General features: G+C 69.2%; 24 protein-coding genes. 11 read left to right on the plus strand and 13 right to left on the minus strand.

The annotated features are described in order from the left end of the window. The first annotated feature begins 61 nt into the window (after positions 1-61). Positions 62-328, plus strand: a complete 267-nt coding sequence (locus AC07Q9_RS13380) for a hypothetical protein (protein WP_495310009.1) — start codon at positions 62-64, stop codon at positions 326-328. A 40-nt stretch (positions 329-368) separates the two neighbouring features. Here the strand turns inward: AC07Q9_RS13380 and AC07Q9_RS13385 are convergent, their stop codons facing one another. Further along, positions 369-926, minus strand: a complete 558-nt coding sequence (locus tag AC07Q9_RS13385; protein ID WP_495310011.1) for a hypothetical protein — start codon at positions 924-926, stop codon at positions 369-371. A 133-nt stretch (positions 927-1059) separates the two neighbouring features. On the opposite strand from AC07Q9_RS13385, the gene AC07Q9_RS13390 reads away from it, so the two are divergent. Further along, positions 1060-2610, plus strand: a complete 1551-nt coding sequence (locus tag AC07Q9_RS13390; protein WP_495310013.1) for an MORN repeat-containing protein — start codon at positions 1060-1062, stop codon at positions 2608-2610. Positions 2611-2716: 106 nt separating this feature from the next. Here AC07Q9_RS13390 and AC07Q9_RS13395 read toward each other — a convergent pair whose 3' ends face one another. After that, positions 2717-3088, minus strand: coding sequence for a hypothetical protein (locus AC07Q9_RS13395; protein WP_495310015.1), 372 nt, complete (start codon positions 3086-3088; stop codon positions 2717-2719). An 8-nt stretch (positions 3089-3096) separates the two neighbouring features. Beyond that, positions 3097-3564 (minus strand): hypothetical protein, encoded by a 468-nt coding sequence (locus AC07Q9_RS13400; protein WP_495310017.1) that lies wholly within the window; start codon positions 3562-3564, stop codon positions 3097-3099. 202 nt (positions 3565-3766) lie between these two features. On the opposite strand from AC07Q9_RS13400, the gene AC07Q9_RS13405 reads away from it, so the two are divergent. From AC07Q9_RS13405 to AC07Q9_RS13415, 3 genes are all read left to right on the plus strand, one after another. Then, positions 3767-4165: a hypothetical protein gene (locus tag AC07Q9_RS13405; protein ID WP_495310019.1), complete on the plus strand. Its 399-nt coding sequence runs from the start codon at positions 3767-3769 to the stop codon at positions 4163-4165. A gap of 218 nt (positions 4166-4383) precedes the next feature. Beyond that, on the plus strand, positions 4384-6324 hold the full coding sequence (locus tag AC07Q9_RS13410) for a YadA family autotransporter adhesin (protein WP_495310021.1): 1941 nt from the start codon (positions 4384-4386) through the stop codon (positions 6322-6324). Between the two features lie 134 nt (positions 6325-6458). Next, positions 6459-7742, plus strand: coding sequence for an acyl-CoA dehydrogenase family protein (locus AC07Q9_RS13415; protein WP_495310023.1), 1284 nt, complete (start codon positions 6459-6461; stop codon positions 7740-7742). Between the two features lie 21 nt (positions 7743-7763). On the opposite strand, the gene AC07Q9_RS13420 is transcribed toward AC07Q9_RS13415, so the two are convergent. Then, positions 7764-8045 carry a hypothetical protein gene (locus AC07Q9_RS13420; protein WP_489058355.1) on the minus strand — a complete coding sequence of 94 codons (282 nt, stop codon included), beginning with the start codon at positions 8043-8045 and terminating at the stop codon, positions 7764-7766. Between the two features lie 348 nt (positions 8046-8393). Then, on the minus strand, positions 8394-9221 hold the full coding sequence (locus tag AC07Q9_RS13425) for a crotonase/enoyl-CoA hydratase family protein (protein ID WP_495310025.1): 828 nt from the start codon (positions 9219-9221) through the stop codon (positions 8394-8396). A gap of 104 nt (positions 9222-9325) precedes the next feature. Between AC07Q9_RS13425 and AC07Q9_RS13430 the strand changes: the two genes are divergently transcribed. Then, positions 9326-11203, plus strand: coding sequence for a PhoX family protein (locus AC07Q9_RS13430; protein ID WP_495310028.1), 1878 nt, complete (start codon positions 9326-9328; stop codon positions 11201-11203). 42 nt (positions 11204-11245) lie between these two features. Further along, positions 11246-11635 carry a DUF488 domain-containing protein gene (locus tag AC07Q9_RS13435; RefSeq protein WP_495310031.1) on the plus strand — a complete coding sequence of 130 codons (390 nt, stop codon included), beginning with the start codon at positions 11246-11248 and terminating at the stop codon, positions 11633-11635. 10 nt (positions 11636-11645) lie between these two features. Here AC07Q9_RS13435 and AC07Q9_RS13440 read toward each other — a convergent pair whose 3' ends face one another. Beyond that, entirely contained in the window at positions 11646-12257 is a 612-nt protein-coding gene (locus AC07Q9_RS13440; RefSeq protein WP_495310033.1) for a glutathione S-transferase family protein, read from the minus strand. A 125-nt stretch (positions 12258-12382) separates the two neighbouring features. On the opposite strand from AC07Q9_RS13440, the gene AC07Q9_RS13445 reads away from it, so the two are divergent. Beyond that, positions 12383-12841, plus strand: a complete 459-nt coding sequence (locus AC07Q9_RS13445; RefSeq protein WP_062481605.1) for an Lrp/AsnC family transcriptional regulator — start codon at positions 12383-12385, stop codon at positions 12839-12841. Between the two features lie 3 nt (positions 12842-12844). On the opposite strand, the gene AC07Q9_RS13450 is transcribed toward AC07Q9_RS13445, so the two are convergent. Beyond that, on the minus strand, positions 12845-13747 hold the full coding sequence (locus tag AC07Q9_RS13450; RefSeq protein WP_495310036.1) for an SDR family oxidoreductase: 903 nt from the start codon (positions 13745-13747) through the stop codon (positions 12845-12847). A 164-nt stretch (positions 13748-13911) separates the two neighbouring features. Between AC07Q9_RS13450 and AC07Q9_RS13455 the strand changes: the two genes are divergently transcribed. Further along, the gene (locus tag AC07Q9_RS13455; protein ID WP_495310038.1) at positions 13912-14784 is read left to right on the plus strand and encodes a CoA transferase; all 873 of its coding nucleotides are present in this window, start codon (positions 13912-13914) and stop codon (positions 14782-14784) included. 6 nt (positions 14785-14790) lie between these two features. On the opposite strand, the gene AC07Q9_RS13460 is transcribed toward AC07Q9_RS13455, so the two are convergent. The 3 genes from AC07Q9_RS13460 to AC07Q9_RS13470 all read right to left on the minus strand — a co-directional run bounded on the left by AC07Q9_RS13460 (position 14791) and on the right by AC07Q9_RS13470 (position 18848). Further along, positions 14791-16866: an esterase-like activity of phytase family protein gene (locus AC07Q9_RS13460; RefSeq protein ID WP_495310040.1), complete on the minus strand. Its 2076-nt coding sequence runs from the start codon at positions 16864-16866 to the stop codon at positions 14791-14793. A gap of 142 nt (positions 16867-17008) precedes the next feature. Next, the gene (locus AC07Q9_RS13465; RefSeq protein WP_495310042.1) at positions 17009-17923 is read right to left on the minus strand and encodes a hypothetical protein; all 915 of its coding nucleotides are present in this window, start codon (positions 17921-17923) and stop codon (positions 17009-17011) included. 4 nt (positions 17924-17927) lie between these two features. Beyond that, a complete protein-coding gene (locus tag AC07Q9_RS13470; protein ID WP_495310044.1) occupies positions 17928-18848 on the minus strand; it encodes a DMT family transporter in 921 nt (306 codons plus the stop codon). Positions 18849-19139: 291 nt separating this feature from the next. On the opposite strand from AC07Q9_RS13470, the gene AC07Q9_RS13475 reads away from it, so the two are divergent. After that, positions 19140-19778, plus strand: coding sequence for a DUF1294 domain-containing protein (locus AC07Q9_RS13475; RefSeq protein ID WP_495310047.1), 639 nt, complete (start codon positions 19140-19142; stop codon positions 19776-19778). Between the two features lie 19 nt (positions 19779-19797). Here the strand turns inward: AC07Q9_RS13475 and AC07Q9_RS13480 are convergent, their stop codons facing one another. Further along, positions 19798-22185: a YgiQ family radical SAM protein gene (locus AC07Q9_RS13480; RefSeq protein WP_495310049.1), complete on the minus strand. Its 2388-nt coding sequence runs from the start codon at positions 22183-22185 to the stop codon at positions 19798-19800. Positions 22186-22341: 156 nt separating this feature from the next. Here AC07Q9_RS13480 and AC07Q9_RS13485 point away from each other — a divergent pair, with 156 nt between their 5' ends. After that, entirely contained in the window at positions 22342-23283 is a 942-nt protein-coding gene (locus AC07Q9_RS13485) for a bifunctional helix-turn-helix transcriptional regulator/GNAT family N-acetyltransferase (protein ID WP_495310051.1), read from the plus strand. 127 nt (positions 23284-23410) lie between these two features. Here AC07Q9_RS13485 and AC07Q9_RS13490 read toward each other — a convergent pair whose 3' ends face one another. Next, positions 23411-24193: a 3-hydroxybutyrate dehydrogenase gene (locus tag AC07Q9_RS13490; protein ID WP_099790010.1), complete on the minus strand. Its 783-nt coding sequence runs from the start codon at positions 24191-24193 to the stop codon at positions 23411-23413. Between the two features lie 44 nt (positions 24194-24237). Next, positions 24238-24987, minus strand: a complete 750-nt coding sequence (locus tag AC07Q9_RS13495) for an acetoacetate decarboxylase (protein ID WP_495310054.1) — start codon at positions 24985-24987, stop codon at positions 24238-24240. Between the last annotated feature and the right edge of the window lie 75 nt (positions 24988-25062).

Consider the following 25062-nt stretch of genomic DNA (forward strand, 5'->3'; position numbering starts at 1 on the left):
TGAAGCCTTCAGGCTCACAAAGCGGGTGGGTCAGTATTCGACGGAAATCTAGGGTCAGAGATTGGCGGAATCCAACAACCGCTATTACCGCCGCAACCACACGGGGTCCCGTGAGCGCGTGCAAGGCTGGATGACGGAAAAAGCCAGGGGCGAATACGCCGCAGGCACGCTGGCCATTCCGCCCCAGTCGCTGGCCGAGTACCACGCGGGAGCCCTTCAGGAGGCGGCAAGCCGCACCAGGCCGATGGGCAACGGATTGCACGACCCCCATCGCGAACTGGCGCTCCTGCGGGCCTGCTTCATGAAGGCCCGCATGGACAGCCGGTAAAGAGCCACTGCGGCGCTTGCGCGAACCGACCCGCGGATGCTCAGCACCTGGCCCTGAACTGCGCGTCGCGCGCCTCCTTGCGTTGCTGGGCAATCCACGATTGGGACGCGCCGCTCTGCGGCTGTCGCGCCAGGCGGTCGTAGTGCGCCACCTGCTGGTTGAAGTGTGCGCAGCGCGACGTGTCTTCACCCGCACCCGCCCCGCCTGTCACGCCCGGCAGGCTCGCGCCGCGCTGCTGCGCGGCCTGTTGCTGGACGGCGTGGCCCTGCCTGGTCTGCTGGTCGGCAATCTGCACCTGTTGCTCCCACGACAGCCCGCCGGGAACCGGCTCGATGCGCTCGACCAGCGCGCCGCGTTCACGGCAATGCTGGGGTGACCAGAACCGACCTCCGCTGTGGCTGACGCAGAGAAACACCTCGGCAGCGCCGGCCGCATCGAGGTTGCGCACCGGGGGCGACACATCCACCAGCCGGCCGCCGCCGCCGCGTGCACACGGCTCGCTGCTGTACTGGTTGCCGCATCGGTAGACCTGCTGCCCATAGGCCATGCCGCAGGCGGCCAGGAGGAGGCCGGCGAGGAAGGTGGCGGTGTTGCGCATGGCGCGATGGTAGCGACGCCCCGCCAAACGCGGTGACCCGAACCACCGGTTCCCGTGGACTCCCACAAACGCGGTATTTGGTTTGCAGACCGCTTCGCTAGATTCGGCCGATCGCAGACCGAGGAGAGACGCCATGACGACGAAGACCACCGTGCGGCCACCCGCCTGTTCCCATGTACTGTCGGCGCTCGTGCTCTCGGCCTGCGCGCTGGCCCTTCCCGCAGTCGTCCGGGCCCAGGTCAACCCCGAGATCGCGAACTGCACCGAGCTCAAGGACGAAGCCACGGTCACCCAGGCCGATCTTTGTTCGGCCCACATCGGTTGCCGTTTCGTGCTGAGCGCACAGAAGACCTGCGCGCGCGCCAAGAGCTACATCGAGCGGCTGCAGACGGCCATCGGCGAAGGCACGCGCAACTTCCTCGGCTTCTACCGCAAAGAGGTCACGCCCGACGCCATCTTCACGGCGGAGCTGAACAGCGAGGAGCGCAGCAACGAACGCGCGTTGGGCACCCGGCCCGACGTCCAGCCCCGCGCGCAGGACATCGGCACCCACGTGCGCGATGCAGGCAGCGGCGACACCCTGAGCGGCAAGGGCAACAACGGCACCACCTGGGTCTACTACGGCCAGACCCGGGACGGCCAGGAGGAAGGCGCCGGCACGACGATCTTCTCCAGCGGCGAGATCCAGCGCGGCCAGTACCGGCAAGGCGAGAGGCAGGGGGCATTCGACGTCCTGCACTCCACCGGCGACCGGTTCGTGGGCGAGTATGTGAACGGCAAGCGTGTCGGCGCGGGAGCGTACGGCTTCAAGAACGGCGCCACCCTGGTCGGCCGCTGGACCGACACAGGCGCCGTACAGGGCACTTTTACGCGCGCCGACGGCTCCCGCTTCGAAGGCCTGCGCGTGGACGGCAAACCCGCTCAGGGCCGCGAGTACCGCGCCGACGGCTCGCTATCCGAGGAAGGCCGCTACGACAAGGGCGTGCTGTCGGTAGGCGCGCGCATCGACACCGAGGGCAACCGGATCGACGTCAACCTGCCGCGCGACCGCGAGGCCGCCGCCCGCGCCGAAGCAGAAAAGAACCGGCTCGCGGCCGAAACCGAACAGCAACGCAAACGCGAGCAGGCGGCGCAAGCCGAACAGCAATTCCGAACCAGCCTGCAGACGATGAACCCCGGACAGCTGTTCGCACGCGCCGACGAGCTGAATGCCCAAGGCGACCGCGCCCGTGCGCGCGAAGTGCAGCGCACGTTGATGAGCCGCTTCCCCGACCATCCGCTGGCGGCCACGACGGCGTGGCAGATGACGGGTGAGTCGGGTGGCAGCACGGCGACGGGTGGAGGTTCGTCGTCAGGGGGCACCGCCAACGCGGCCAGCCGCCCTGCCGGAACGCGCCTTTCCAGCCAGAGCTGCGAGGCCATGAAGCAGTCGGTCATCGCGACGAAGGTCGCACCCAATGCCTCGATCACCGCCAGCCAGGAAACGGTGATGTACATGACGAAGACGGTGCTGGACATGATCGCCGCCAACTGCCCCACCGAGCCCGGCGTGACACCCGCCCAGATCGCCGCGGAACGCCAGACGCGCCAACAGCAGTACGCCGCCGCCGAGAACGCCTGCAATGCCGTGCAATCCGGCGGGCGTCGGTGCGTTGCGCAGAATCATTTCGGGCCCGGCCGCTGAGGCTCTTGGCCCCTCGCCGTCCGAGCAAGGGAAGGAGCACCTGAGTACGAGTCGTCGTTGAAAGAATGGCACGGGCAGCGGACGCCGACCCTGGCCGCTTGCGCCTTCAGCGTGTCTTGCCGCGCAGCCTGGTGGTCAAGGTGTGCCAGCCGTGCTTCATGATGAGCAGCGACAGCACCCCCAGCACCACCGGGACGATGATGTACTCGGCCATCGAAGGCAGGTCCGTCATGGCCGTTCGCGACTTCTTGATCGTGTCCCAGACGGCGAAGGCGCCCATGGCGAAGCCCCCCAGGTGACTGAAGACCGCATCCGTGAGGAAACCGAACCAGGCCGCGAACCTGGACAGCGGCACGGCGCCCGGCCAATCCAACGCCAGCCACAGAAGGCCCAACCCGAGCAAGGCGACCATGGCCACGAACCAGGCCACGAGCCCGTAGACAAGCAAGGGCACCATCGAGGAAAGGGCTGCGGACATGGCGGCCATCAGCGTCCGTCGGCGGCAGCGGCCTGTGCACGCGTGGACAACGGCACGCCCGGCGGCAGCAGCGCCAACGCCTGCGCACCGCGCGCCGCAGTGCCCACATTCGCCACGAAAGTCCGCCGCGTGTCGTGGAACTCGAAGATCAGGTTGAAGGTGCCGTAGGCCTCGCGCACATCGACCTGTCGTATCTCCGCGAAAGGCCGCTGGCGCTGGCGCAGCACGCGGTACACCAGCTGCTCGCTTTCGATACGGAAGACAGGGTTCAGGCTGTTGGTCGCCAACGCGATCCACGGCATTCCGCGCAGGCCGGTGAACGTGGCCACGGCGGGGATCACCCCGCCCTTGATCACAAGAGGCGCAGCACCCGCCCGGGGCGCCTTGGGCGTGCGAAGCTTCTTCCAGAGCCAGTAGAGGAACCAGAACGACAGCCCCTGCAGGACGATCACTGCGACGGTCCCAAGGACGGTCATCCAATCCATCTGCACGTTGCCTTCCTCTGTGAAACACAGCCTGGGCCCTTCCGGGCAAGGCGCCATTAAAGCAGAGGGTTCCAAGCGTCAGATGTACGCCGCCTGTCATTTGAATTCTGGATTCAATACTGTACATTTAAACAGTATTCTCAAGGAATCCACATGCCGAAGAACGCATCCCAGTCCACCGCGTGGGTGAGCCATGACCCAAGCTGAACTCTTCTTCCCCCGGCCGGCCACGCCGCCCTCGACCGTCTTCCACTTTCACGAGCCCGCCCCTATGGTCCTGCCTGAGGCATCCGAAGATGAACTGGGCGAAGCCTTCTGCGCCAAGCTGATCGACTACCCCCATTCGTCGGCCGACGCGGTCAGGGTCGCAGAACAACGCTTCCGGCGCGAACTCGAAAAGCAGCTGGGCGCCGACGTGCTGCCCGTGATGCGCGCGTTCCAGAACGCCAGCGAATCGAGCGACACCGACCTCACCAAGACCGAGATCGCCCTGGCCGCGCGCTGGATCAAGGCCTACGACGCCGCGCGCAAAGCAGGCTTTCGCGACCTGGGCGATACGGACGAGGCGTACTTCGAAGTCAAGGCGATCTAGCACCCCGGCGAGGGCTCGTACCAGTTTTCGGTGATGGCCTCCTCGAAGGCGAAAGGACACACTTCGACGCGTTTGTCTTGTTTGCTTTCACAGGGGAAGAGTCCATGCCGAGCCACGTCCACATCCATGGTGTCCATGGACAACCACCGCGCGTCCGCGCCCTTCGGCATCTGGCTGCCGCGGCCTTGCTAGCCGCAGGCAGCGTCCATGCGGCCGGTTTGACGCACGGCGATACGGGCAGCGCAGGCGCGGGCAGTTCCGGTGGCACGGGCGGCCTCGGCGGTGCTGCAGCCTCGGCCGCCTTCGATGGCGCGACAGCACTGGGTGCGGGCGGCAATGGCGGGTCCGCGACCTCTGGCGGAACCGGTGGCTCGGGTGGCACCGGTGCCAGCGCTACCACCGGCGGCGCAACCGCCATCGGCGGCGGAGGGACCGGCGGATCGAGCGACGCAGGCGGCACAGGCGGCGCCGGAGGACGTGGCGCCGTGGCATCGGCGGGCGGGGCCATCGCACTCGGCGCGGGAGCCGCAGGCGGCAACGGTTGTTGCACCGGCACCGGCCCGTCGGGCGGCAGCGGCGCACAGGCATCGGGCAACGCCGCCGTCGCCATCGGCAGCGCCTCGGGCACCAGCCAGGGCGCCGTGGCATCCGGCAACGGCAGCACGGCCATCGGCGGCGCGGACAACGGGGCCTCGGGCGCCGCTGCACTGGCCACGGGCAGTGTGGCGATCGGCTCCGGCAGCCGGGTCGTGAACGGCGCGAACGGCGGCGTGGCCATCGGCGCGAACTCGGTCGCCACATCGGCCAACACCGTGTCTTTCGGCAGCGCGGGACAGACGCGCGGCCTCGTGAACGTGAGCGCCGGCGCAGTGAACGCCACCAGCACCGACGCCGTCAACGGGGGCCAGCTGTACACCGTGCAGCAGAGCGCGGCCAATGCACAGGCCACGGCCTCCGCCGCCAGTGGCACGGCCCTCACCGCCATGGTCGACGCGGGCGCAGCGCAAGGCACGGCCAACACCGCCCTGAGCGCCGCGCAAACCGCGCAGGCGGGCGTCGCCACTGCGCAGGCCGCGGCGGCGGCCGCCCAGGGCACGGCCAACACCGCGACCACAGCCGCAGCCACGGCCCAGGGCACCGCCAACACGGCCCTCGGCGCGGCGCAAGGTGCGCAAGCCAGCGCCACGGATGCCAAGGCCACCGCCGTCGCCGCGCAAGGCACGGCCAACACGGCGCTGGGCGTGGCGAACAACTCCGTGCAGTACGGCGCGGGCGGTGCCCAGGTCGCGCTGAACGCCAACGGCGGCGCCGGCACCACGCTGAGCAACGTGCGCGCGGGCGTCGCCGCCACCGACGCCGCCAACGTCGGCCAGCTGCAGCAGGTGCAGCAAGGTGCGCTGACCACCGCCAATACCTTCACGATGCAGCAGATCGCCGCCTTGCAGGGCGTCATGAACCAGGCGCTGTCCAACGGCCTGTGCAGCTTCAGCGGCGGCAACGTGACCTGCGGCACCGGCACGCAGGCCACGGGCACGGGCGCCACGGCGCTGGGCACCCACGCCACCGCCAACGGCGACAACACCACGGCGATCGGCAACGGGGCGCAGGCGCGCTACGCGGGCTCGGTGGCGATCGGCGCGGGCGCGAAGGCGCTGGCCGATCCGACGACGGCCGTCGGCAACGACGCCGTCGCCACGGGCAACAACGCGGTGGCGCTGGGCGCCAACACGCTGGCCGCAGGATCGAACTCGGTCGCTCTGGGCCAAGGCTCGGTGGCCACGCGCGACAACTCGGTGTCGGTGGGCAATGCGGCCACCGGCCAGACGCGCAGCATCGCCAACGTCGCGCCGGGCGTGCTGCCCACCGACGCGGTCAACCTGCAGCAGGCGCAGCAGCTCAATGCAGCCGCGGTGTCGGAAGCACGCACCTTCGCAGCGAAAGGCGTGGCCGCGGCGATGGCGATGGGCGACGCGCCGATGCCGTCCGCCCCCGGCAAGACCAGCTGGGCCGCGCAGCTGGCGAACTACAAGGGCCACTCCGCGATGGGTGCCAGCGTCGTGCACCGCCTTGCGACGGACATGCCGCTGGCGCTCTCCGCCGGGGTCAGCGGCTCGAGCGGATCGGTGGGCGTGCGCGTGGGGCTGAAGGGCGAGTTCTGACGCGATGACACAGCACACCTGCCGCGCATAAGAAAACACGAAAAGCGTATTTCCCCCCGAGGGCATGGCGCGGGCACAGTCCCACGCCTGTATCGCTCTTTTTCCGGCGCGCCCTCGGGGCCGCCCGGCTCGCCATGGCATCCCTTCACGACACGCCGACGCGCCCAGCCGCGCCCTCGGCTCCCACCCGCCCTTCCCCGCCCGCGCCCTCTTCGCAGCTACTTGCCGAGCGCTTCCGCCCCGTCTTCGCACGCATCGCCGAACACGCGGCACAGCGCGAGAACGAGCGCGAACTGGCCTACGCGCCGGTAGCGTGGCTCAAGGCCGCCCGCTTCGGTGCGCTGCGCGTGCCGCTCGAACACGGCGGCCTGGGCGCCTCGGTCGAGCAGCTGTATGACCTGCTGATCGAACTCGGCGAGGCCGACTCCAACCTGCCGCAGATCCTTCGCGCGCACTTCGGCTTCATCGAGCGCCTGTTCGCCGAGATCGACCCCGCGCTGCACGGCCCGTGGATGCGCCTGGCGGCCGACGGCGTGATCTTCGGCAACGCCACCACCGAACTCGGCGAAGGCGCGCTCGGCGCGCTGCAGACCACGCTCACGCGCGACGCGCAGAGCGCCGACACATGGCGGCTCGACGGCGACAAGTTCTACAGCACCGGCACGCTCTACGCCGACTGGATCTCGGTCGCGGCCCAGCGCCTGAACGACGACGGCAGCAGCGACCGCGTGATCGCACTCGTGCCGGCGGAAGCCGCAGGTGTCGAACGTGTCGACGACTGGCGCGGCTTCGGCCAACGCCTGAGCGCTTCGGGCACGACGCGCTTTCGCCAGGTGCGCGTGAAGCCCGAGCACGTGCTGCTGTACGTGCGCGACCAGCCCACGCCGCTCACCGCGCATTTCCAGCTCACGCACCTGGCCACGCTGGCGGGCATCGCACGCGCCATCGTGCGCGATGCGGTGGCCTTCGTGCAGCCGCGCAAGCGCGTCTACAGCCACGGCAGCGGCGCCACGCCGCGCGAAGACCCGTTGGTGCAGCAGGTGATCGGCCAGCTCGCGAGCACGGCCTTCGTGGCCGCGTCGACGGTGCAGGCGGTAGCACGCGGCCTGGGCGAGGTCGATCGCCACCTGCAGCGCGGCGAGGCCGTGCCCGAGCAGCTGCTGTTCGAGGTGGAGCTGAACACCGCCAAGGCGCAGGCCGGCATCGTCGACGCGGTGCTGCAGGCGGGCACGCGGCTGTTCGACATCGGCGGAGCTTCGGCCTTGCAGGAAGACCGGCGGCTCGACCGGCACTGGCGCAATGCGCGCACGCTGGCGTCGCACAACCCGACGATCTACAAGGGGCGCGTGGTGGGCGACCACCTGCTCAACGGTGCGCGGCCGACCTTCTACTGGGCGGTCGGTGCCATTGCCAGCTGAGACGAGCAGCGAGAAAGGTGTTCAGACCCGCGGCAACGCCGCGAGAAAGGTCGACACCACGATCGCAGCCGCGCGGTCGAGCTGCAGGATGTCGGCCACATCGAAGGCGTTCGGCGCGGTGTGACCGCTGGTGCCGAGCGGCTTGCGGATTTCCACCAGCACTTCGGCGGCGAGTTCGCGATCGCTGCGCGGCCGGCCATCAGGGTGCATCACCCAGGCGTCGACCTGTTCGATGGGAATGCTGCGAAACACCCCCACGATCGGGACGTACTTGTAGCGGTCCTCGCCCACGAGGATGGGCACGCTGAGATTGCAAAAAAACGTATTCGTCGACATGCAGGACGCCGTCGCTAGCCAAAGCAAGAAGTTGATTAATTGTTTTCGAGTGTGACTCCGATAGCCATTTCCCCGACCGAGGGCATACGACAAGTCGTGATCTTCCGCACACTAAGTGCGGTCAATTCCGTCGAATTACTCGGGAAAACAACTACTTAATTCTTACACGAAGACACGGATGGTGCACTTTGTGTACGATTTTTGGCATACGAAATGTTGCGAACGCCCCTTTGACCGCTCGAAAAAGGCGCACGAGCAGTTGCGCCTCGCGGTGTCCGCACCGCGAGGAACGCAGGAAAAACCAGAAGAGAAAACTCAGGCCGGCGCGCTGAACTGCGGCGCCCGCCGCTCGATGTTGGCCTTCACGGCCTCGAGCTGGTTCGGGCTGCCGATCAGCGCCTGCTGCTCGACCGACTCGGCGATCAGCAGCTCGGCGGCGCTGTGCGCGAGCGACGCATTCAGCAGCCGCTTGCCGGCGCGGATGGCGTCGGGGCTCTTGCCGGCGATCTCGTGCGCCATCTGCAGCGCCTCGGCCAGCGGATCGGCGGCCACGCGCGTGGCCAGGCCCAGGCGCACGGCCTCTTCGCCCGAGAAGATGCGGCCGGTGAAGGTGAGTTCGCGCACGACGTCGGTGCGCGCCAGTTCGCGCATCAGCACCATGCCCGCCATGTCGGGCACGAGGCCCCACTTGATCTCCATCACCGACAGCCTGGTGTCGGCCGCCACGAGCCGGATGTCGGCGCCCAGCGCCACCTGCAGCCCGCCGCCGAAGGCCACGCCGTGCACGGCCGCGATGACCGGCACCGGCACTTCGCGCCACACCATCGCCACCTGCTGCGCGGCGTTCGAGAGGCCGTGCGTGCGCGCGACCAGGTCGGTGCCGCCGGCCGAGGCGCCCAGCACGTCGCTGGCGGCGCCCTGCCCCATGCGTTCAAACGACGCCATGTCGAGCCCCGCGCAGAAGGCCTTGCCGCGGCCCGCGATGACGACGGCGCGCACGCTCCTGTCGTCGCGCAGCGCTTCGCCCGCCTGGACCAGCGCGTCGAACATCGCGGGGTCGAGCGCGTTCATCTTGTCGGCGCGCGCCAGCTGCAGTTCCACCACGCCGTCGGCGTGGCGGGTCCATTCGATACGGTCGCTCATTGCATGTCTCCTGTCGGTGTCCGGGTATCGGTCCAGTATCGCGCGACCGGGCCGCTGGGCGATGATGCGCACTGTCGCCGACCCAACACCTTCGCCGCCTCGCCATGACCCTGGACCGCCGTCACTTTCTCCTGCAATCGGGCGCCACCGCCGCCGTCGTCGCGCTGTTCGGCCAGGGCTGCGCGCGCTCGCAGCTGCCGCCTTCCACGGGCGCGACGAACCCGTCGGGCTTCTTCACCAGCGTGCCCATTTCGCAACGCGATGCGGTGGTGGTGCCGCCGGAATACGAATGGCAGATGCTCTACCCCTGGGGCGCGCCCACGGGCGTTGCGGGCCGCATGCCGGCCTTCGCGCCCGACGCCGGCAACAGCGCCGACGAGCAGGCCCTGCAGGCGGGCATGCACCACGACGGCATGCACTTCTTCGCGCTCGATGCGCGCGGCGAACGCGGCCTGCTCGTGATGAACCACGAGTACACCGACGAGCAGCTGCTGCACACCGACGGCGTGAAGGCCTGGAACGCCGACAAGGTCCGCAAGTCGCTGCATGCGATGGGCGTGTCGGTGATCGAGGTCCGCCGCACACAAGAAGGCTGGCGCCAGGTGCTGCCCTCGCCCTACGCACGCCGCGTGCACGGCCGCACGCCGATGCGCATCGCCGGCCCCGCCGCGGGCACGCCGCTGATGCGCACCGCCGCCGACCCGGCGGGCACCGGCGTCTTCGGCACCTTCGCCAACTGCGCGATGGGCGTCACGCCCTGGGGCACCTACCTGACCTGCGAGGAGAACTTCCACGGCTACTTCGGCGGCCCGAAAGAGGCTGCGAACCGTGCGACACCCGCGCAACGCCGCTACGGCACGGTGCCAGGCGCGCAGTGGGTCGAGTACTGGCGCTTCGACGAGCGCTTCGACCTGAGCCGCCATCCGAACGAGCCGCACCGCTTCGGCTGGGTGGTCGAGATCGATCCCTTCGACCCCGAGTCGGTACCCGTCAAGCGCACCGCGCTCGGCCGCAAGCGCCAGGAAAGCGCGACCTGCACCGTGGCCAAGGACGGCCGCGTGGTGGTCTACATGGGCGACGACGCGCGCTTCGAGTACATCTACAAGTTCGTGAGCCGCGACCCCGTGCGCCCCGGCACCGATGCCGCCGCGCGCGCCGCCAACCGGCACCTGCTCGACGAAGGCACGCTGCACGTCGCGCGCTTCGACGCCGATGGTCGCGGGCGCTGGCTCGAACTCGTGCACGGGCGCCACGGCATCGACGCGGCCAGCGGCTTCGCAGACCCGGCCGAGGTGCTGATCCATGCGCGGCTGGCGGGCGACATCGTCGGCGGCACGAAGATGGACCGCCCCGAATGGATCGCCGTGCATCCGCACAGCGGCGAGGTGTACGTCACGCTCACCAACAACACGCAGCGCGGCGACCTCGGCAAGCCCGGCGCCGACGCCGCCAACCCGCGTGCGCCCAACTTCTTCGGCGGCATCCTGCGCTGGCGCGAGGACGGCGGCGACGCGGCGAGCACCACCTTCGCGTGGGACCACTACGCGCTCGCAGGCGACCCCGCGCAGCCCGGCGCCGGCACGCGCTACCCCGGCGACCACGCCGACGCGTTCGGCTGCCCCGACGGCCTGCACTTCGACAGCGGCGGGCTGCTGTGGATCCAGACCGACATGAGCGGGCAGTCCATGGGCAAGCCGCCCTACGCCGCGCTCGGCAACAACCAGATGCTGTGCGCCGACCCGGCCACGGGCCGCATCCAGCGATTTCTCACGGGGCCCAACGGCTGCGAGATCACGGGCTGCGTGGTCACGCCCGACCGGCGCACGCTGTTCGTCAACATCCAGCACCCGGGCGAGTCGCGCGACGACGGCGACGCGAAGCACAACAGCGCCTGGCCCGACGGCTCGCAGCCCGGCAGCGCGCGCCCGCGCTCGGCCACGCTGGCGATCCGCCGCCGCGACGGCGGTATCGTCGGCACCTGACAGTCGAACACATCACAACAACAGCCCCAGGAGATCCCCGTCATGAGCATCCGCATCGTCCGCCTCGGCACCCCGCGCGCACCCGGCGAGGGCCTGCGCATCGGCACCGTGCGCCGCCCGCCGCGCGGCGTGCCGAAGACCGAGTTCGCCTCGCAGAACTGGTACGACGTGTGGTACCCCAACCTCGCGCCATCGGCCGAGACGATGAAGCTGGGCCAGGAAGCCGAGACGCCGGCGCAATGGAACGCCTTCATGCGCAAGTACAAGGCCGAGATGGCCGAGGCCGACGCGAGCCGCAGCCTCGACCTGCTCGCGGCGCTCTCGCACACCACTGCGCTCGCGGTCGGCTGCTACTGCGAGGAGGAGTCGCGCTGCCACCGCTCGCTGCTGCGCGGCCTGCTGACCGAGCGCGGCGCGGACATCGCGGCCTGAGCGCGGTCGCTCAGACCAGCGGCGCGCCGACGAACACCGGCAGTTGCTCGGCCTGCGCCGTGTAGGCGGCGAGCAGCACAAAGTCCGACGGGCGCACGGCGTCGGGCAGGATGAATTGCGTGAAGGTCCAGGCCACCGCCGCCGAAATGCCGCCCTGCGTGATCGTGTTTTCTGCGGGTGCCGCCAGAGGCGCAGCCGCTAGTTCGCGCTCCACCTCGGCATAGGCCAGATTCAACTGGCCCTGCACGCGATCGACCCACGGCTGGTGCTGTTTCTCGCTGGGCCGCAGGTTGCGCTCGTAGACGATCTGCACCGTCTTCTCACAGGCCGCGAGTGCCAGCCCCGTGAGGCGCAGGTCGCGCAGCCGGGCGGCCGGGTCGGCCGGCCACAGGCTGCGGCCGGCGACCGCCTGTGCGTGGTCGATGATGAGCGTCGAATCCATCAGCACCGTGCCGTCGTCGCACACCAGCGTCGGGGCCTTCACCACCGGGTTGATCGCGCGGAACTGCTCGAAGGTGCTGAAGACCGAGATCGAGCGGTGCTCGAAAGCAAGGCCGAGCAGGCGCAGCGAGATCGCGGCGCGGCGAACGAAGGGCGAGTCGAGCATGCCGACGAGTTGCATGGGGTCTCCTGGAGAAAGATGACCGCCACCATAGCGGTTGCGTCGCGCGCGCAAAAGGGCAACCCATCGAAAATCGGCGCCACGCACCGATCGATCATCGGTCTCCTCTTCTTTCGCCGCACGCCATGACCCTCGACAAGAAAGACCGCCTCATCCTCGAAGCCCTGCAGACCGACGCGCGCCAGAGCCTGGCCGCGATCGGCAAGCGCATCGGCCTGTCGCAGCCGGCGATGAGCGAGCGCGTGCGCAAGCTCGAGCACGCGGGCGTGATCGAGGGCTACGGCGCGCGCGTGAACCTGCGCGCGCTGGGCGTGGGGCTGGAGGCCATCATCCGCATCGACACCACGCACGCAGCCATTGCGCGCTACCTCGCGCTCTTCGAGGCCATGCCCGAGGTGCTCGCGGTGGACCGCGTGACCGGCGCCGACTGCTTCTTCGTGCGCTGCGCCATCGCCGAGCCGACCGACCTGGAGCGCGTGGTGGACGCGCTGGCGGTCGATGGTTCGGTGACCACCTCGCTGGTGCTGTCGAGCCCCGTGCGCAAGCAGGTCACCGTGGGCGCGGCAAAGGCGCCGCGCAAGTAACTTTCAGCGCTGCGCCTTGTCCTTCTGGTTCTGCGCCTCGATGCGTTCGCGCGCGGCCAGCCAGTCGGCGTCGCTCCACTCGCGCAGCTCGTAGAAGTTGCCGCCGGTGGCCAGCGCATTGCCGCCGTCCATCATGATGCTCTGGCCCGTGAGCCAGTCGCACTGGCCCGGCGCCATCAGGAACGACGCGAGGTTCTGCAGCTCGCTCATGCGGCCCACGCGCGCCATCGGGTTGGTCTTGATGCTGCGCGCACCGGGTTCCTCGCCGGGGTTCAGGCGCTTGCTCATGCCCTCGGTCGGGATCTCGCCGGGGCCCACGGCGTTCAGGCGGATGCCGTGGCGCGCCCACTCCACCGCGAGCGACTTGGTCATGACCTCGATGCCGGCCTTGCTCATGGCCGAGGGCACGACGTAGGGGCTGCCGTTGTCGACCCAGGTGACGATGATGCTCATCACGCTGCGGAAGGCATCGCCCGGCTTCCATGCGCCCGACCTGGCCTGCGCCACCCAGCGCTTGCCCACCGCCTGCGTCACGTAGAAGCTGCCGTGGAACACGATGTTGGCCACGGCGTCGAAGGCGCGCGGCGAGAGGCTCTCGGTCGGCGAGACGAAGTTGCCCGCCGCGTTGTTGACGAGCCCGGTGAGCCCGCCGCTCTGGAACAGGCTCTCGACCATCTCGTCGACCTGCTGCGCGATGCGGATGTCGACGCCGAAGGCATCGATGCGCCGATCGGGAAACTGCTGGCGCCAGGCGGCGGCGGTCTCTTCGCAGACCGCCTGGCGCCGGCCGCAGATGGCGACATCGGCGCCCAGGCTCAGAAAGCGCTCGGCCATGGCACGGCCGAGGCCGGTGCCGCCGCCGGTGACGAGGATGCGCTGGCCGCGCATCAGGGATGCTTCGAACATGAGGGGTCTCCTTGGCGTTGCGGCAGCGGCAGGAGCGCATGCTGCCATCGGCCGCATGCTACGACCGACAGGCCGCCGTGGCTTGCGGAATCTGGCTCTGCCGGCGGGTGAAAATGGCCGCGCCCCCTTCCCTTTCACCCCTGGACCTTCCGGACACACGACCCATGCCCCGTTCCTCCGATGCTTCCTTCCTGCCGCTCGACGGCGTGCGCGTGCTGAGCCTGGCGCTCAACCTGCCGGGCCCCGCCGCGCTGCTGCGCTGCCGCACGATGGGCGCGGCCTGCCTCAAGCTGGAGCCGCCCGGCGGCGATCCGATGGGGCTGTACAACCGGCCCGCGTACACGGCGCTGCACGAGGGCGTGGAGGTCCGCACCGTCGACCTGAAGACCGAGGCCGGCCAGGCGCAGCTGCACGCCGAGCTGGCCCGCACCGACGTGCTGCTGACCTCGTTCCGACCCTCGGCGCTGCAGAAGCTGAAGCTCGACTGGGCCTCGCTGCAGGCGCGGCACCCGGCGCTGTCGCAGGTCGCCATCGTCGGCGCCCCGGGCGAACGCGCCGAGGAGCCGGGCCACGACCTGACCTACCTCGCCGAAAGTGGCCTCGTCACCGGCACCGCGCTGCCGCCCACGCTGTACGCCGACATGGGCGGTGCGCTGCTCGCGAGCGAAGCGGTGCTGAAGGCCGTGCTGCAGCAGACGCGCCAGCGCGGCGGCGTGTACCTCGAGGTGGCGCTGAACGCCTCGGCCGACTGGCTCGCCCTGCCCCGCACCTGGGGCCTGACGAAGCCCGACGGCGCGGTGGGCGGCGCGCACGCGGGCTACCGCGTCTATCCCTGTGCCGACGGCCGCGTGGCCGTGGCGGCGCTGGAACCGCACTTCGCCGCGCGCCTGTGCGACGTGGCCGGCGTGGCGCCGCCGGACATGATGGCGCCGGCCACGCACGCGGCACTGGCCACCTGGCTCGCGACGCGCACGCGCGCCGAGCTGGAGGCCATGGGTCGTGAGCGCGACGTGCCGCTGCTCACGCTGGCCGACTGACGGCGCTCAGGACGCCGGCAGGCGCAGGTCGCTCAGCTTGCGATCGAGCTTGATGAGCCAGATGCGCGTCGGCCGCTCCAGGTCGGAGCCGCGCGTGATGCGCGCCCGGGTTGCGCCCGCGGGGCAGCCGCTGAGCTGGCCGTCGACGGCGGCCGTGCAGTCTTCCACGCTGCCGGCCAGGCGGGTGCCATCGGCGCCGAGCAGCACGGTGCCCAGGCCGAAGTCGTTGTCGTTCACCAGCGCCAGGGTCTGGTCGTCGACGATGGTCAGGCCCTCGGCCTTCTCGGCCAGCCAGCCCAGCGCGTTGAGGTCGAGCAGCTCGGTCTTGCGCATCGTCACCACGGTCGAATAGTCGGCGCCGTTCGACGCGGCCTGCGTGATGCTGCTGATTTCCAGGTTGTGATCGAAGGCCTTGATGTCGGTGGCGTTGGCCGGCAGCTCCACCAGCATCAGCTTGTTGAACACCTTGCCGTCGCTCTTGCGCGCGCCCTGCTCGATGACGATGAAGCGGCCGTTGCCCAGGCTCATCATGTCGCCGAGCTTGGCGTTGCCGGTGCGGTCCTTGTCGTACTGGCTGCCGTCGATCGGGTAGGCGTAGAGCTTCGAGGTCTCGGTGGCCGGATCGAACGCGAGCCAGCGCGTGAACTTGGCGATGTGGCGCACGTCGGTGTTGCTGCCGCCCGGCGGCTTGGCCTTGATCGACTTGCCGTTGGCGTCGCGCGGGTCGATCGGGCTTTGCAGGAAGCCGTGCAGCACGCCGCTGGCCACATCGAGCGTCAGGCCTTCCATGCCGCGGTTGGGGCGGCGCTGGGCCAGCACGGCCGGCAGGTCGGTGGCGCCGGGGCCGGGCGCGTACTTCTTCTCGATCACGCCGCTGGCGATGTTCAGGCGCGCGATGAAGGGGCCGTACTCGTCGCTGGTCCACAGCACGTTGCGCGCCTTGTCGAGCACCAGCGTCTCGGGGTCGAGGCCGTTGGCGTCGTAGCCGGCCTTGGCCTCGTCGAACGTGTACTGGTCGGTCAGCGGGGTTTCGCCCGTCGAGCCCACGCCCGAGCGCGGTGGCAGGCCGGTGATCTTCTTGCCGGCGTCGAGCCGCAACGGCACGCTGGTGCTGAGCACCGCGCCGGTCTTGCCCACGCGCACGATGCCGAAGCTCGGTGCGAACGACGGCGCCGGGAACACCTTGCTGATGTTGGTGGCGCCGTTGCCACCGGGCACGGGCGCGGTCGGGCCGTCGCCGTTGGGGCCGCGGTCGGTGATGGCGTAGAACTCGAGCGTGCCGTCGTCGGCCTTGCCCTTGAACGCCAGGCCCGAGCCGTAGGCCGGCAGGAAGCCCTGGGGGAAGTCGGCCTTGATGTCCGGGTTGTCGCCCTCGTAGGGCACGTGGAAGCGGGCATCGGCCTGCAGCTGGTAGCGCGTGACGGCGATGCCGATGGCGCCGAGCTGGTTCGTCTGCTTCGATGCTTCGGTGACCGGTGCCCCCAGGCGCGAGGCCAGCGTGTCCTCGAAGTGTTCGCGGGCCAGCATGCGGCGGTTCGCATCGACCGTGCGGGCGTTGTAGGGCGCGGGCAGCGCGGCCAGCACCGCGTTGAGCGCGGTGTGGAAGGCGTCGGGCGCGGCGTTGAAATCGAGCGCGCCGGCCGTCAGGGCGGCCTTGAGCGCGGGCGTCAGGCGGATGCCGTTGGCGGGGTCGCGGTCTTCGTCGAAGCTTTGCAGCGCGAGCAGGCGGTTGACCACGGCATCGGCCTTCACGTCGCTGCCGCCGGCCAGGGTGAGCGGCGTGATCGCTTCGCCGCAGGCGGCGCTGCCCAGGGCCAGCGCGCCGGCGCTGAAGGTGACGGTCTCGCCGTCCTTGCAGATGAACTCACCCTTGGCGTTGGTGGCGGCCTTGGCGGCGCTGCCGGCCACGTAGTCGAGGCCTTCGACTGCGGCATCCAGGAAGGTGCCGGTCTTCGACTGTGCAGCGGGCGGATTGGTGGTGCCGCCACCGCCCACCGGGAACGACCAGCCGCCCCCGCCGCCGTTGCCGCCGCCACAGGCGGTCAGCACCGCGCCAGCGCCCACGAGCGCCAGCCATCCCATCCTCGATCCTCTTGTTGTCTTGCGCATTGCTTGTTGTCCTTGTGATGCGCCCGCGCAAAGGCGCAAGCCCCGGCGATTAATGCCGAGGCAGATGACAAGCCCGTGAAATTGCAACCGAAAGGTTGCGGTGGTCGGCGCCTTTTCAGCGGCCGTTGCCGTCGCGCTGGCGGTCTTCGCGCTTGACCGCGAGGTAGGTGTCCAGGTCGACCTCGTGCAGCTGGCGCGGGTAGCGCTCGGCCGCCGCGAACCAGTAGCGCTGCCGGCGCTCGGCCGGATCGTTGGCGCCGGTGGCCAGGTAGGCGTCGAGCGTCAGGAAGTAGCGCATCGCATTGCGCTCCACCAGGCCGCGCAGGCCCCGGATGTACTCGGGCTGGCCGTCGGGGCCCTTGCCCACCACGGTGAAGCCCACCTTGCCGCTGCCGAAAGTGGCCAGGTAGGCCTGCGTGGCCAGCCGCACCATCGTGTTGTGGTCGTAGCCGTAGCTGAAGTGCAGGAAGGTCTTGCGCTCGTCGAGCGCCACTGCCTCCAGCCGCACGCGGTAGTTGCTGGTGCCGAACGGGCCGGTGTCGGCCGACATCTCGACCTGCAGGTGCTCGGGCGTGGCGCTGGCCACGCGGTAGGCAAACGGCAGTTCGAAGGCCTGGTCGACCGGCTTGTCGTAGCGGCGCACCACGAACAGCGTGAGCGTCTCCTTGCCCTGCGGCGAGGTGCTCACGCGGCAGCGCCGGTTGTTGATGTGCAGCGTGAGCAGTTCGCACCAGTGGTCCGAGCCCTTGAGCGCCGCGCTGACCTTCGACAGCGGGTGCTCGACCACGGCGTAGATGTCGCCCTCGAGGCCGCCGGGCGTCTCGGTGGAATCGAGTTGCACGGGGCGCCCGAAGCGGCTCTGGTCGAGCTTGTCGCTGAGCTTCTGGTGCTCGGCCCGCAGGGCCTGGGCACCCGTGGGCGCGGAGGCCTCGGGAGCCGCCGCCTGCGCCAGCAGCGACACAGCGCAGCATCCGGCCATCGCCAGGATGCGCTTCCACGAAACCGGCACGGGGGGCGAACTGCTCGTCATGGGGCTACACGATACCCCGGTTCCGCCGCACCAGCAGCAGCATCGCCCCCGCCAACAGCGCCGCGCCCAACCATTGGCGCGGCGCCATCGGCTGGGCCAGCCACAGCGCCGCCAGCCAGGCCGCCACCAGCGGCTCGATCAACGTGCCGACCACCGCCGCCGTCGGCGAGAGCCGGCGCGCACCCCAGGCGAAAGCCAGGTAGGCCACCGAGGTGGTGGCCACGCCGGTGTAGGCCGCGCCCGTCCATTGCGCCGCGCCTTCAGGCCAGGTGATGCCGTTCGCCACGGCGACGCCGAGCATGCACAGCGCCGCGGCACTCATACCCCAGGCGGACGCGGTCACGGCCGGCACCCGCGCCGGCATGCGCGCGTTGCCCAGCACCACCAGCGCATAGCAGACGGCCGAGCCGAAGGACCATGCCAGCCCGGCGCCGTAGCCTGTCGGCAAGGCGCCCCAGCCGGTGGCCGGCATCACCAGCAGCAGCACGCCCGCCAGCGCCAGCACGAGGCCGCCGAGCAGGCGCGCGCCGAAGGGCTCGTAGCCGCGCAGCACCGACACGCAGGCCACGATCAGCGGCGCGCAGCAGATCGAGATCACCGTCGGCAGCGCGGCGCCCAGGTGCGCGATGCCGGCGAACCAGCAGCTCACGTTCAGCGCCATCGCGGCGCCGGTGCCGACGACGTGGCCCTGCTCGCGGCGCGTCAGATGGCGCCACTCGGCATGGGCGACCGGTGACCGTCGCGTCGCTTGCCAGTGCAGCCACCACAGCAGCGGCATGCCCAGCGCGAAGCGCGCCAGCGACAGGCTGTGCGGCGCGATGCCGCCGTCGATCAGGAATTGCGCCACCAGGGCGCCGCCGCCCCAGAGCACGCCGGCCAGCAGCACGCCGCCCCAGGCCAGGGCGGCCGTTGTTCTTGCATTCATGTTGAAACTCTCCGTGAGGCCCGCTGCCTCGGCGTCGCGTTGACGCATTGCCGGGGGCGGGCATGACCATCCGGCCACCGCCCGGCCTGTCTTCGCTCAGCGGAAGAAGGCGGACGGCAGCGACCACTTGCGGGCCTGACGGGCGCGGCGCGAGGCGCGCGCGAACGTCAGCGGCAGGTCGACGAAGGGGGAGAGTGATGCAGGTGCATGAGCGGTCGATGATAGGAGCGGTGCACCGCGCCCACAAGAGAGAATCGCCCGCATGTGCCCTGCTCTCTTTCATCGCATGCCATGAAGCGCCAAGGTCGACTCGTTCGTTGGGAGGCCGAGCGCGGCTTCGGTTTCATCCGCAGCCCGGAGGTGTCGGCCGACGTCTTCGTGCACCTGCGCGACTTTCGCGACCGCCAGCTGAAGCCGCAGGTCGGCATGGCGGTGCACTTCGAAGAGATCCATGTCGGCGGCAAGGGGCCGCGGGCGATGGCCGTGGAGGCTGCGGCCTCGGCGGGTGCCGCACCCCGTGCAGCATCACGCCCGCAGCCGCGCCGGTCTTCGGGTCGCAGCACGGCCGGCACGCCGTGGGGCGCGTGGCTGATCGGGGTCTATGTGCTGGGCCTGGGCGCCGCTGTCTGGCTCGGTCGCCTGCCACTGCTCACACTGGCGGTCGTCGCGGGACTGAGCCTGCTCACCTTCGGCGCCTACGCCTTCGACAAGCGCGCGGCGCAGGCCGGGCGCTGGCGCACGCAGGAAAGCACGCTGCACCTGCTCGCGTTCGCGGGCGGCTGGCCGGGCGCGTGGTGCGCACAGCGGTTGCTGCGGCACAAGTCGAGCAAGGCGAGTTTCCTGTGGAGGTTCTACGCCACGGTCGCGCTGCATTGCGCGGCGCTGGGGGCGTGGGTGTTCTGGCTGTCGAAGCACGCGGTCTTTACCTGACCGCGCCTTCTTCAACGCATCAACGCACCTTGCGTGAAGGCTTGTTGAGCGGCTTGCCGCCGCTGCCGTTGTCGCGCGGCGGCAGGCCCGTGTGCTGCGTGAGGATGCGGCCCTTGGAGGGCTTCACCGGCGCCAGCCGGACCGGTGCCGTGGCCTTGGCGGCCACCGGCGCAGAGGTCGAGTTCTTGCGGCGCGCGCTCGTGTAGCCGCCATCGGTCAGCGGCTGCCACGTCGGGATCAGGTGATGCTTGCCGTTGCCGATGAGGTCGGCGCGGCCCATGCTCTTGAGGGCCTCGCGCAGCAGCGGCCAGTTGTTGGCATCGTGGTAGCGCAGGAAGGCCTTGTGCAGGCGGCGGCGCTTGTCGCCGCGCACGATGTCCACCGTCTCGCTCTCGCGCGTGATCTTGCGCAGCGGGTTCTTGTTGGTGTGGTACATCGTCGTCGCCGTGGCCATCGGGCTCGGGTAGAACGTTTGCACCTGGTCGGCGCGGAAGCCGTTCTTCTTGAGCCAGATCGCGAGGTTCATCATGTCCTCGTCGCTGGTGCCCGGGTGCGCGGCGATGAAGTACGGGATGAGGTACTGCTTCTTGCCTGCCTCGGCCGAGTACTTCTCGAACATCTGCTTGAACTTGTCGTAGCTGCCGATGCCGGGCTTCATCATCTTCGTGAGCGGGCCCTGCTCGGTGTGCTCGGGCGCGATCTTCAGGTAGCCGCCGACGTGGTGCTGCACCAGCTCCTTCACGTACTCGGGCGACTGCACGGCCAGGTCGTAGCGCAGGCCGGAACCGATGAGGATCTTCTTGATGCCCTTGAGCGCCCGCGCGCGGCGGTAGATCTTGATGAGCGGGTCGTGGTTGGTGCCCAGGTTCGGGCAGATGCCCGGGTACACGCAGCTGGGCTTGCGGCACGCCGCCTCGATCGCGGGGCTCTTGCAGCCCAGCCGGTACATGTTGGCCGTGGGACCGCCCAGGTCGGAGATGGTGCCGGTGAAGCCGCTGACCGAATCGCGGATGGCCTCGACCTCCTTGATGATCGAGTCTTCCGAGCGGCTCTGGATGATGCGGCCCTCGTGCTCGGTGATCGAGCAGAAGGTGCAGCCGCCGAAGCAACCGCGCATGATGTTCACGCTGAAGCGGATCATTTCCCACGCGGGGATCTTGGTCGCGCCGTCGTGGCTGCCGTTCTCGTCGGCGTAGCGCGGGTGCGGGCTGCGCGCATACGGCAGGTCGAACACGTGGTCCATCTCGGCCGTGGTGAGCGGAATGGGCGGCGGGTTGATCCACACGTCGCGCGCCGTGGCGCCCTCGCCGTGCGCCTGCACCAGCGCGCGGGCGTTGCCGGGGTTGGTCTCGAGGTGCAGCACGCGGTTGGCGTGGGCGTAGAGCACCGGGTCGCTGCGCACCTGCTCGTACGACGGCAGGCGGATCACCGAGCGGTCGCGCGGCGGCACGGCGATCTTGCCGCGGCCTTGCAGCGCCGGGTTGGGCACGAAGTTCAGCGGCTTGATGGCGGGGTTGACGACCGAACCGGCGGCAGAGCCCGCGGCTTCGGCGGCCTTGGCGACGGCTTGCGCCTCGTCTTCCTTCGCGCAGGTGGCGCCGTTGGCCTTGGCCTGGTCGGACACCATCAGGTACGGGTTGACGTGCGCCTCGACGCGGCCCGGCTCGTCGACGCTGGTGGAGTTGATCTCGAACCAGGCCTCGGGCGTTTCGCGCCGCACATAGGCGGTGCCGCGCACGTCGGTGATCTGCTGCACCGGCTCCTTGGCGGCCAGGCGGTGCGCGATCTCGACGATGGCGCGCTCGGCGTTGCCGTACAGCAGCAGGTCGCACTTGGCGTCGACCACGATGGAGCGGCGCACCTTGTCCGACCAGTAGTCGTAGTGCGCGATGCGACGCAGGCTGCCTTCGATGCCGCCCAGGATGATCGGCACGTCGTTCCAGGCTTCCTTGCAGCGCTGCGAATACACGATGGCCGCACGGTCGGGGCGCGAGCCGCCGACGTCGCCGGGGGTGTAGGCGTCGTCGCTGCGAATCTTCCGATCGGCCGTGTAGCGGTTGATCATCGAATCCATGTTGCCGGCCGTGACCCCGAAGAACAGGTTCGGCTTGCCCAGCACCTTGAAGGGCTCGGCGCTTTGCCAGTCGGGCTGCGCGATGATGCCCACGCGAAAGCCCTGCGCCTCGAGCATGCGGCCGATGACCGACATGCCGAAGCTGGGGTGGTCGACGTAGGCGTCGCCCGTGACCACGATGATGTCGCAGCTGTCCCAGCCGAGCGCGTCCATCTCCTTGCGCGAGGTCGGCAGGAACTTGGCCGTGCCGAAACGGGCCGCCCAGTACTTGCGGTAGCTGGTCAGCGGCTTGGCGGCACGCGCAAAAAAGGAGACGTCGACGGGGGCGTTCATCGGTGGGAGCGGACAGCGCCGGGGCGCCGCCTGTGTGGGCAACCCTCGATTTTAGGGTTTTCCAGCATTTCTGTCGCCCTGAAGATCCCTTGCCCCGGGATGAGAGGGCTCTTATTCAATTGCCAAAGTCAATCAATTTGAATGACAATGGCAACCATGTCCACGCCAACGCCCTCCGTCGACCCGTCCGCCGTCAAGGCCATCCGCCGGTTCAACCGCTTCTACACCCGCCGCATCGGCGCCCTCGACCCCTACCTGGGCAGCGACCTGTCGCTGACCGACGTGCGCGTGCTCTACGAGCTGGCGCACCGCGAAACCCCCGTCGCCAGCGAGATCGGGCGCGACCTGGGCTTCGACGCCGGCTACCTCAGCCGCATCCTGCGCCGCTTCGAAACCCACGGCTGGCTCACGCGCGAGCTGCACCCGCGCGACGCGCGCCAGAGCGTGCTGCGCCTGACCGAAGCCGGCCACGCCGCATTTGCGCCGCTGCAACAGAAATCGCGCGATGAAGCCGCCGCCCTGCTCGCCGCGCTGCCGCCGGCACAGCAAAACCAGCTGGTGCAGGCCATGGACACGGTGCAGGCGCTGCTCGAACCGGCCGCGTCGCCCGCGCGGCCCCAGGCTGCCGTGCTGCGCGACCCGGCACCCGGCGACATCGGCTGGGTGGTGCAGCAGCACGGCGAGTTGTACGCGCGCGAATACGGCTGGGACCATCGCTTCGAAGCGCTCGTGGCAGGCATTGCGGGCGAGTTCCTGCTCAAGTTCCAGCCCGAATGGGAGCGCTGCTGGATCGCCGAGCTCAACGGCGAGCGCGTCGGCGCGATCTTCGTGGTGCGCAAGTCGGCCACCGTGGCGCAGCTGCGCATGCTGATCCTCACGCCGGCCGCGCGCGGCCTGGGCCTGGGCGGACGCCTCGTGGACGAGTGCATCGCCTTTGCGCGCCGCAAGGGCTACAAGAAAATGACGCTGTGGACCAACAGCTGCCTCACGGCCGCGCGCAGCATCTATGCCAAGCGCGGCTTCCAGCTCACCCTTTCGGAGCCGCATGAGGGGTATGGCCAGCCGCAGGTGGGTGAGACCTGGGAGTTGAAGCTGTAGCGTTTGCCTTGCTCCTTCCCCCGTTGGGGGAAGGTTGGGATGGGGGCATGCCTTCGATCAAGCGCGCGGCCGAATCAGCGCCGCCGTGCCCCCACCCCTGCCCTCCCCCAGAGGGGGAGGGAGAAATTCACTGCATGAACCAGCCGTGGCTCACCACGAGCGACTGACCCGTCAGCGCATTCGTCGGGAACCCCGCGAACAGCAGCGCCACGCGCGCCACGTCTTCCGTGGTCGTGAACTCGCCATCCACCGTTTCCTTGAGCATCACGTTCTTGATCACTTCCTGCTCGCTGATGCCCAGCGTCTTGGCCTGCTCGGGAATCTGCTTTTCCACGAGCGGCGTGCGCACGAAGCCCGGGCAGATCACATTGGCGCGCACGCCGTGCTTGGCGCCTTCTTTCGCGACCGTCTTGGCCAGCCCGATGAGGCCGTGCTTGGCCGTGACGTAGGGCGCCTTCAGCAGCGACGCCTCCTTGGAGTGCACCGAGCCCATGTAGATCACGCTGCCGCCACGGCCTTGCGCATACATGTGCTTGAGGCAGGCCTTCGTCGTGAGGAACGCACCGTCGAGGTGAATCGCGAGCATCTTCTTCCAGTCGGCGAAGCTGAACTCTTCGACCGGATGCACGATCTGGATGCCTGCGTTGCTGATGAGGATGTCGATGCCGCCGAAGGCCTTCGCGCCCTCTTCCACCGAGGCATTGACCTGGTCTTCGTTCGTCACATCGACCGCCACGCCGATGGCCTGCGCGCCCGTGGCCTTCAGTTCGGCAGCGGTGGCGTCGGCCGCTTCCTTGTTGAGGTCGGCAATGATGATCTTCGCGCCTTCCTGCGCGAACAGGATGGCGATTTCCTTGCCGATGCCGCTGGCCGAGCCGGTGATGTAGGCGACCTTGTCCTTGAGTTGCATGGTGAATGTTCCTTGAGGGTTGGATGAAAAGAAGACAGCAAGAATCAGGCGAGATAGTCGTGTTCGACCGTGCCCAGCGCGAGCGTCATGTCGGCGATGTAGTGCACCGCCGATTCGACCTTCAGCACCGGCAGGTCGGCCACCGGCGCCAGCGCATGCGGGTGCAGTTCGAGCGAGGCCGGCGCGGTCCACGCGCCGTGCAGCGTCACGTCGACCATGTGGTAGCGCACCAGCTCGCAGATGCGGGCCGTGCCGTCGACGTGCGGAATGATCTTGAGCAGGAAGTTGGGTTGCGCAATGCCCGCAAGGATCGGCGCGGGGTCGAGCGCGCGGTGCTTGAAACCCATCGTGGCCTTGGCCACGCGCACCTTGCCGTAGTCGAGCGTGCCGACGATCACATCGGTCTCGTAGTCGAGCGACGGCGAGGCCAGCTTCTTGGGAAAGCCCCACAGCTCGCGGCCGCCGGCAATGGGCGGATGGTCGTTCAGGTACATCGCGTGCACGTACGCGCCCTGCTCCACGCCCTTGGCCGTACGCACCTGCACGGGGATCACCTGCCCCGACTCGGTGTAGTCGCCGAAGCCGGTGGAGTCGGGCATGCGGATGAATTCGTACTTGACCAGCGGCTCGACCACTTCGAGCGGCTCGGGCACCACGGCGCGCAGCGCGTCCATGTCGGTGCGGTAGGTGACGATGAGAAATTCGCGACGCGTGAAGCGGTAGGGCCCGGGCGGAAACGCCGGGCTGGTCAACGGCATGGCGAAAGCCGTTCGTCGCACATCTTCAATGTTCATGAAAACATTTCCTCCTGTTGAAGTGACGACCCAGTCTGGCGCTGGTTTCTTAGCCCAAGCTGAATGGCAGCCGCT

The organism is Variovorax sp. GW821-FHT09A10 (genome assembly GCF_059418385.1).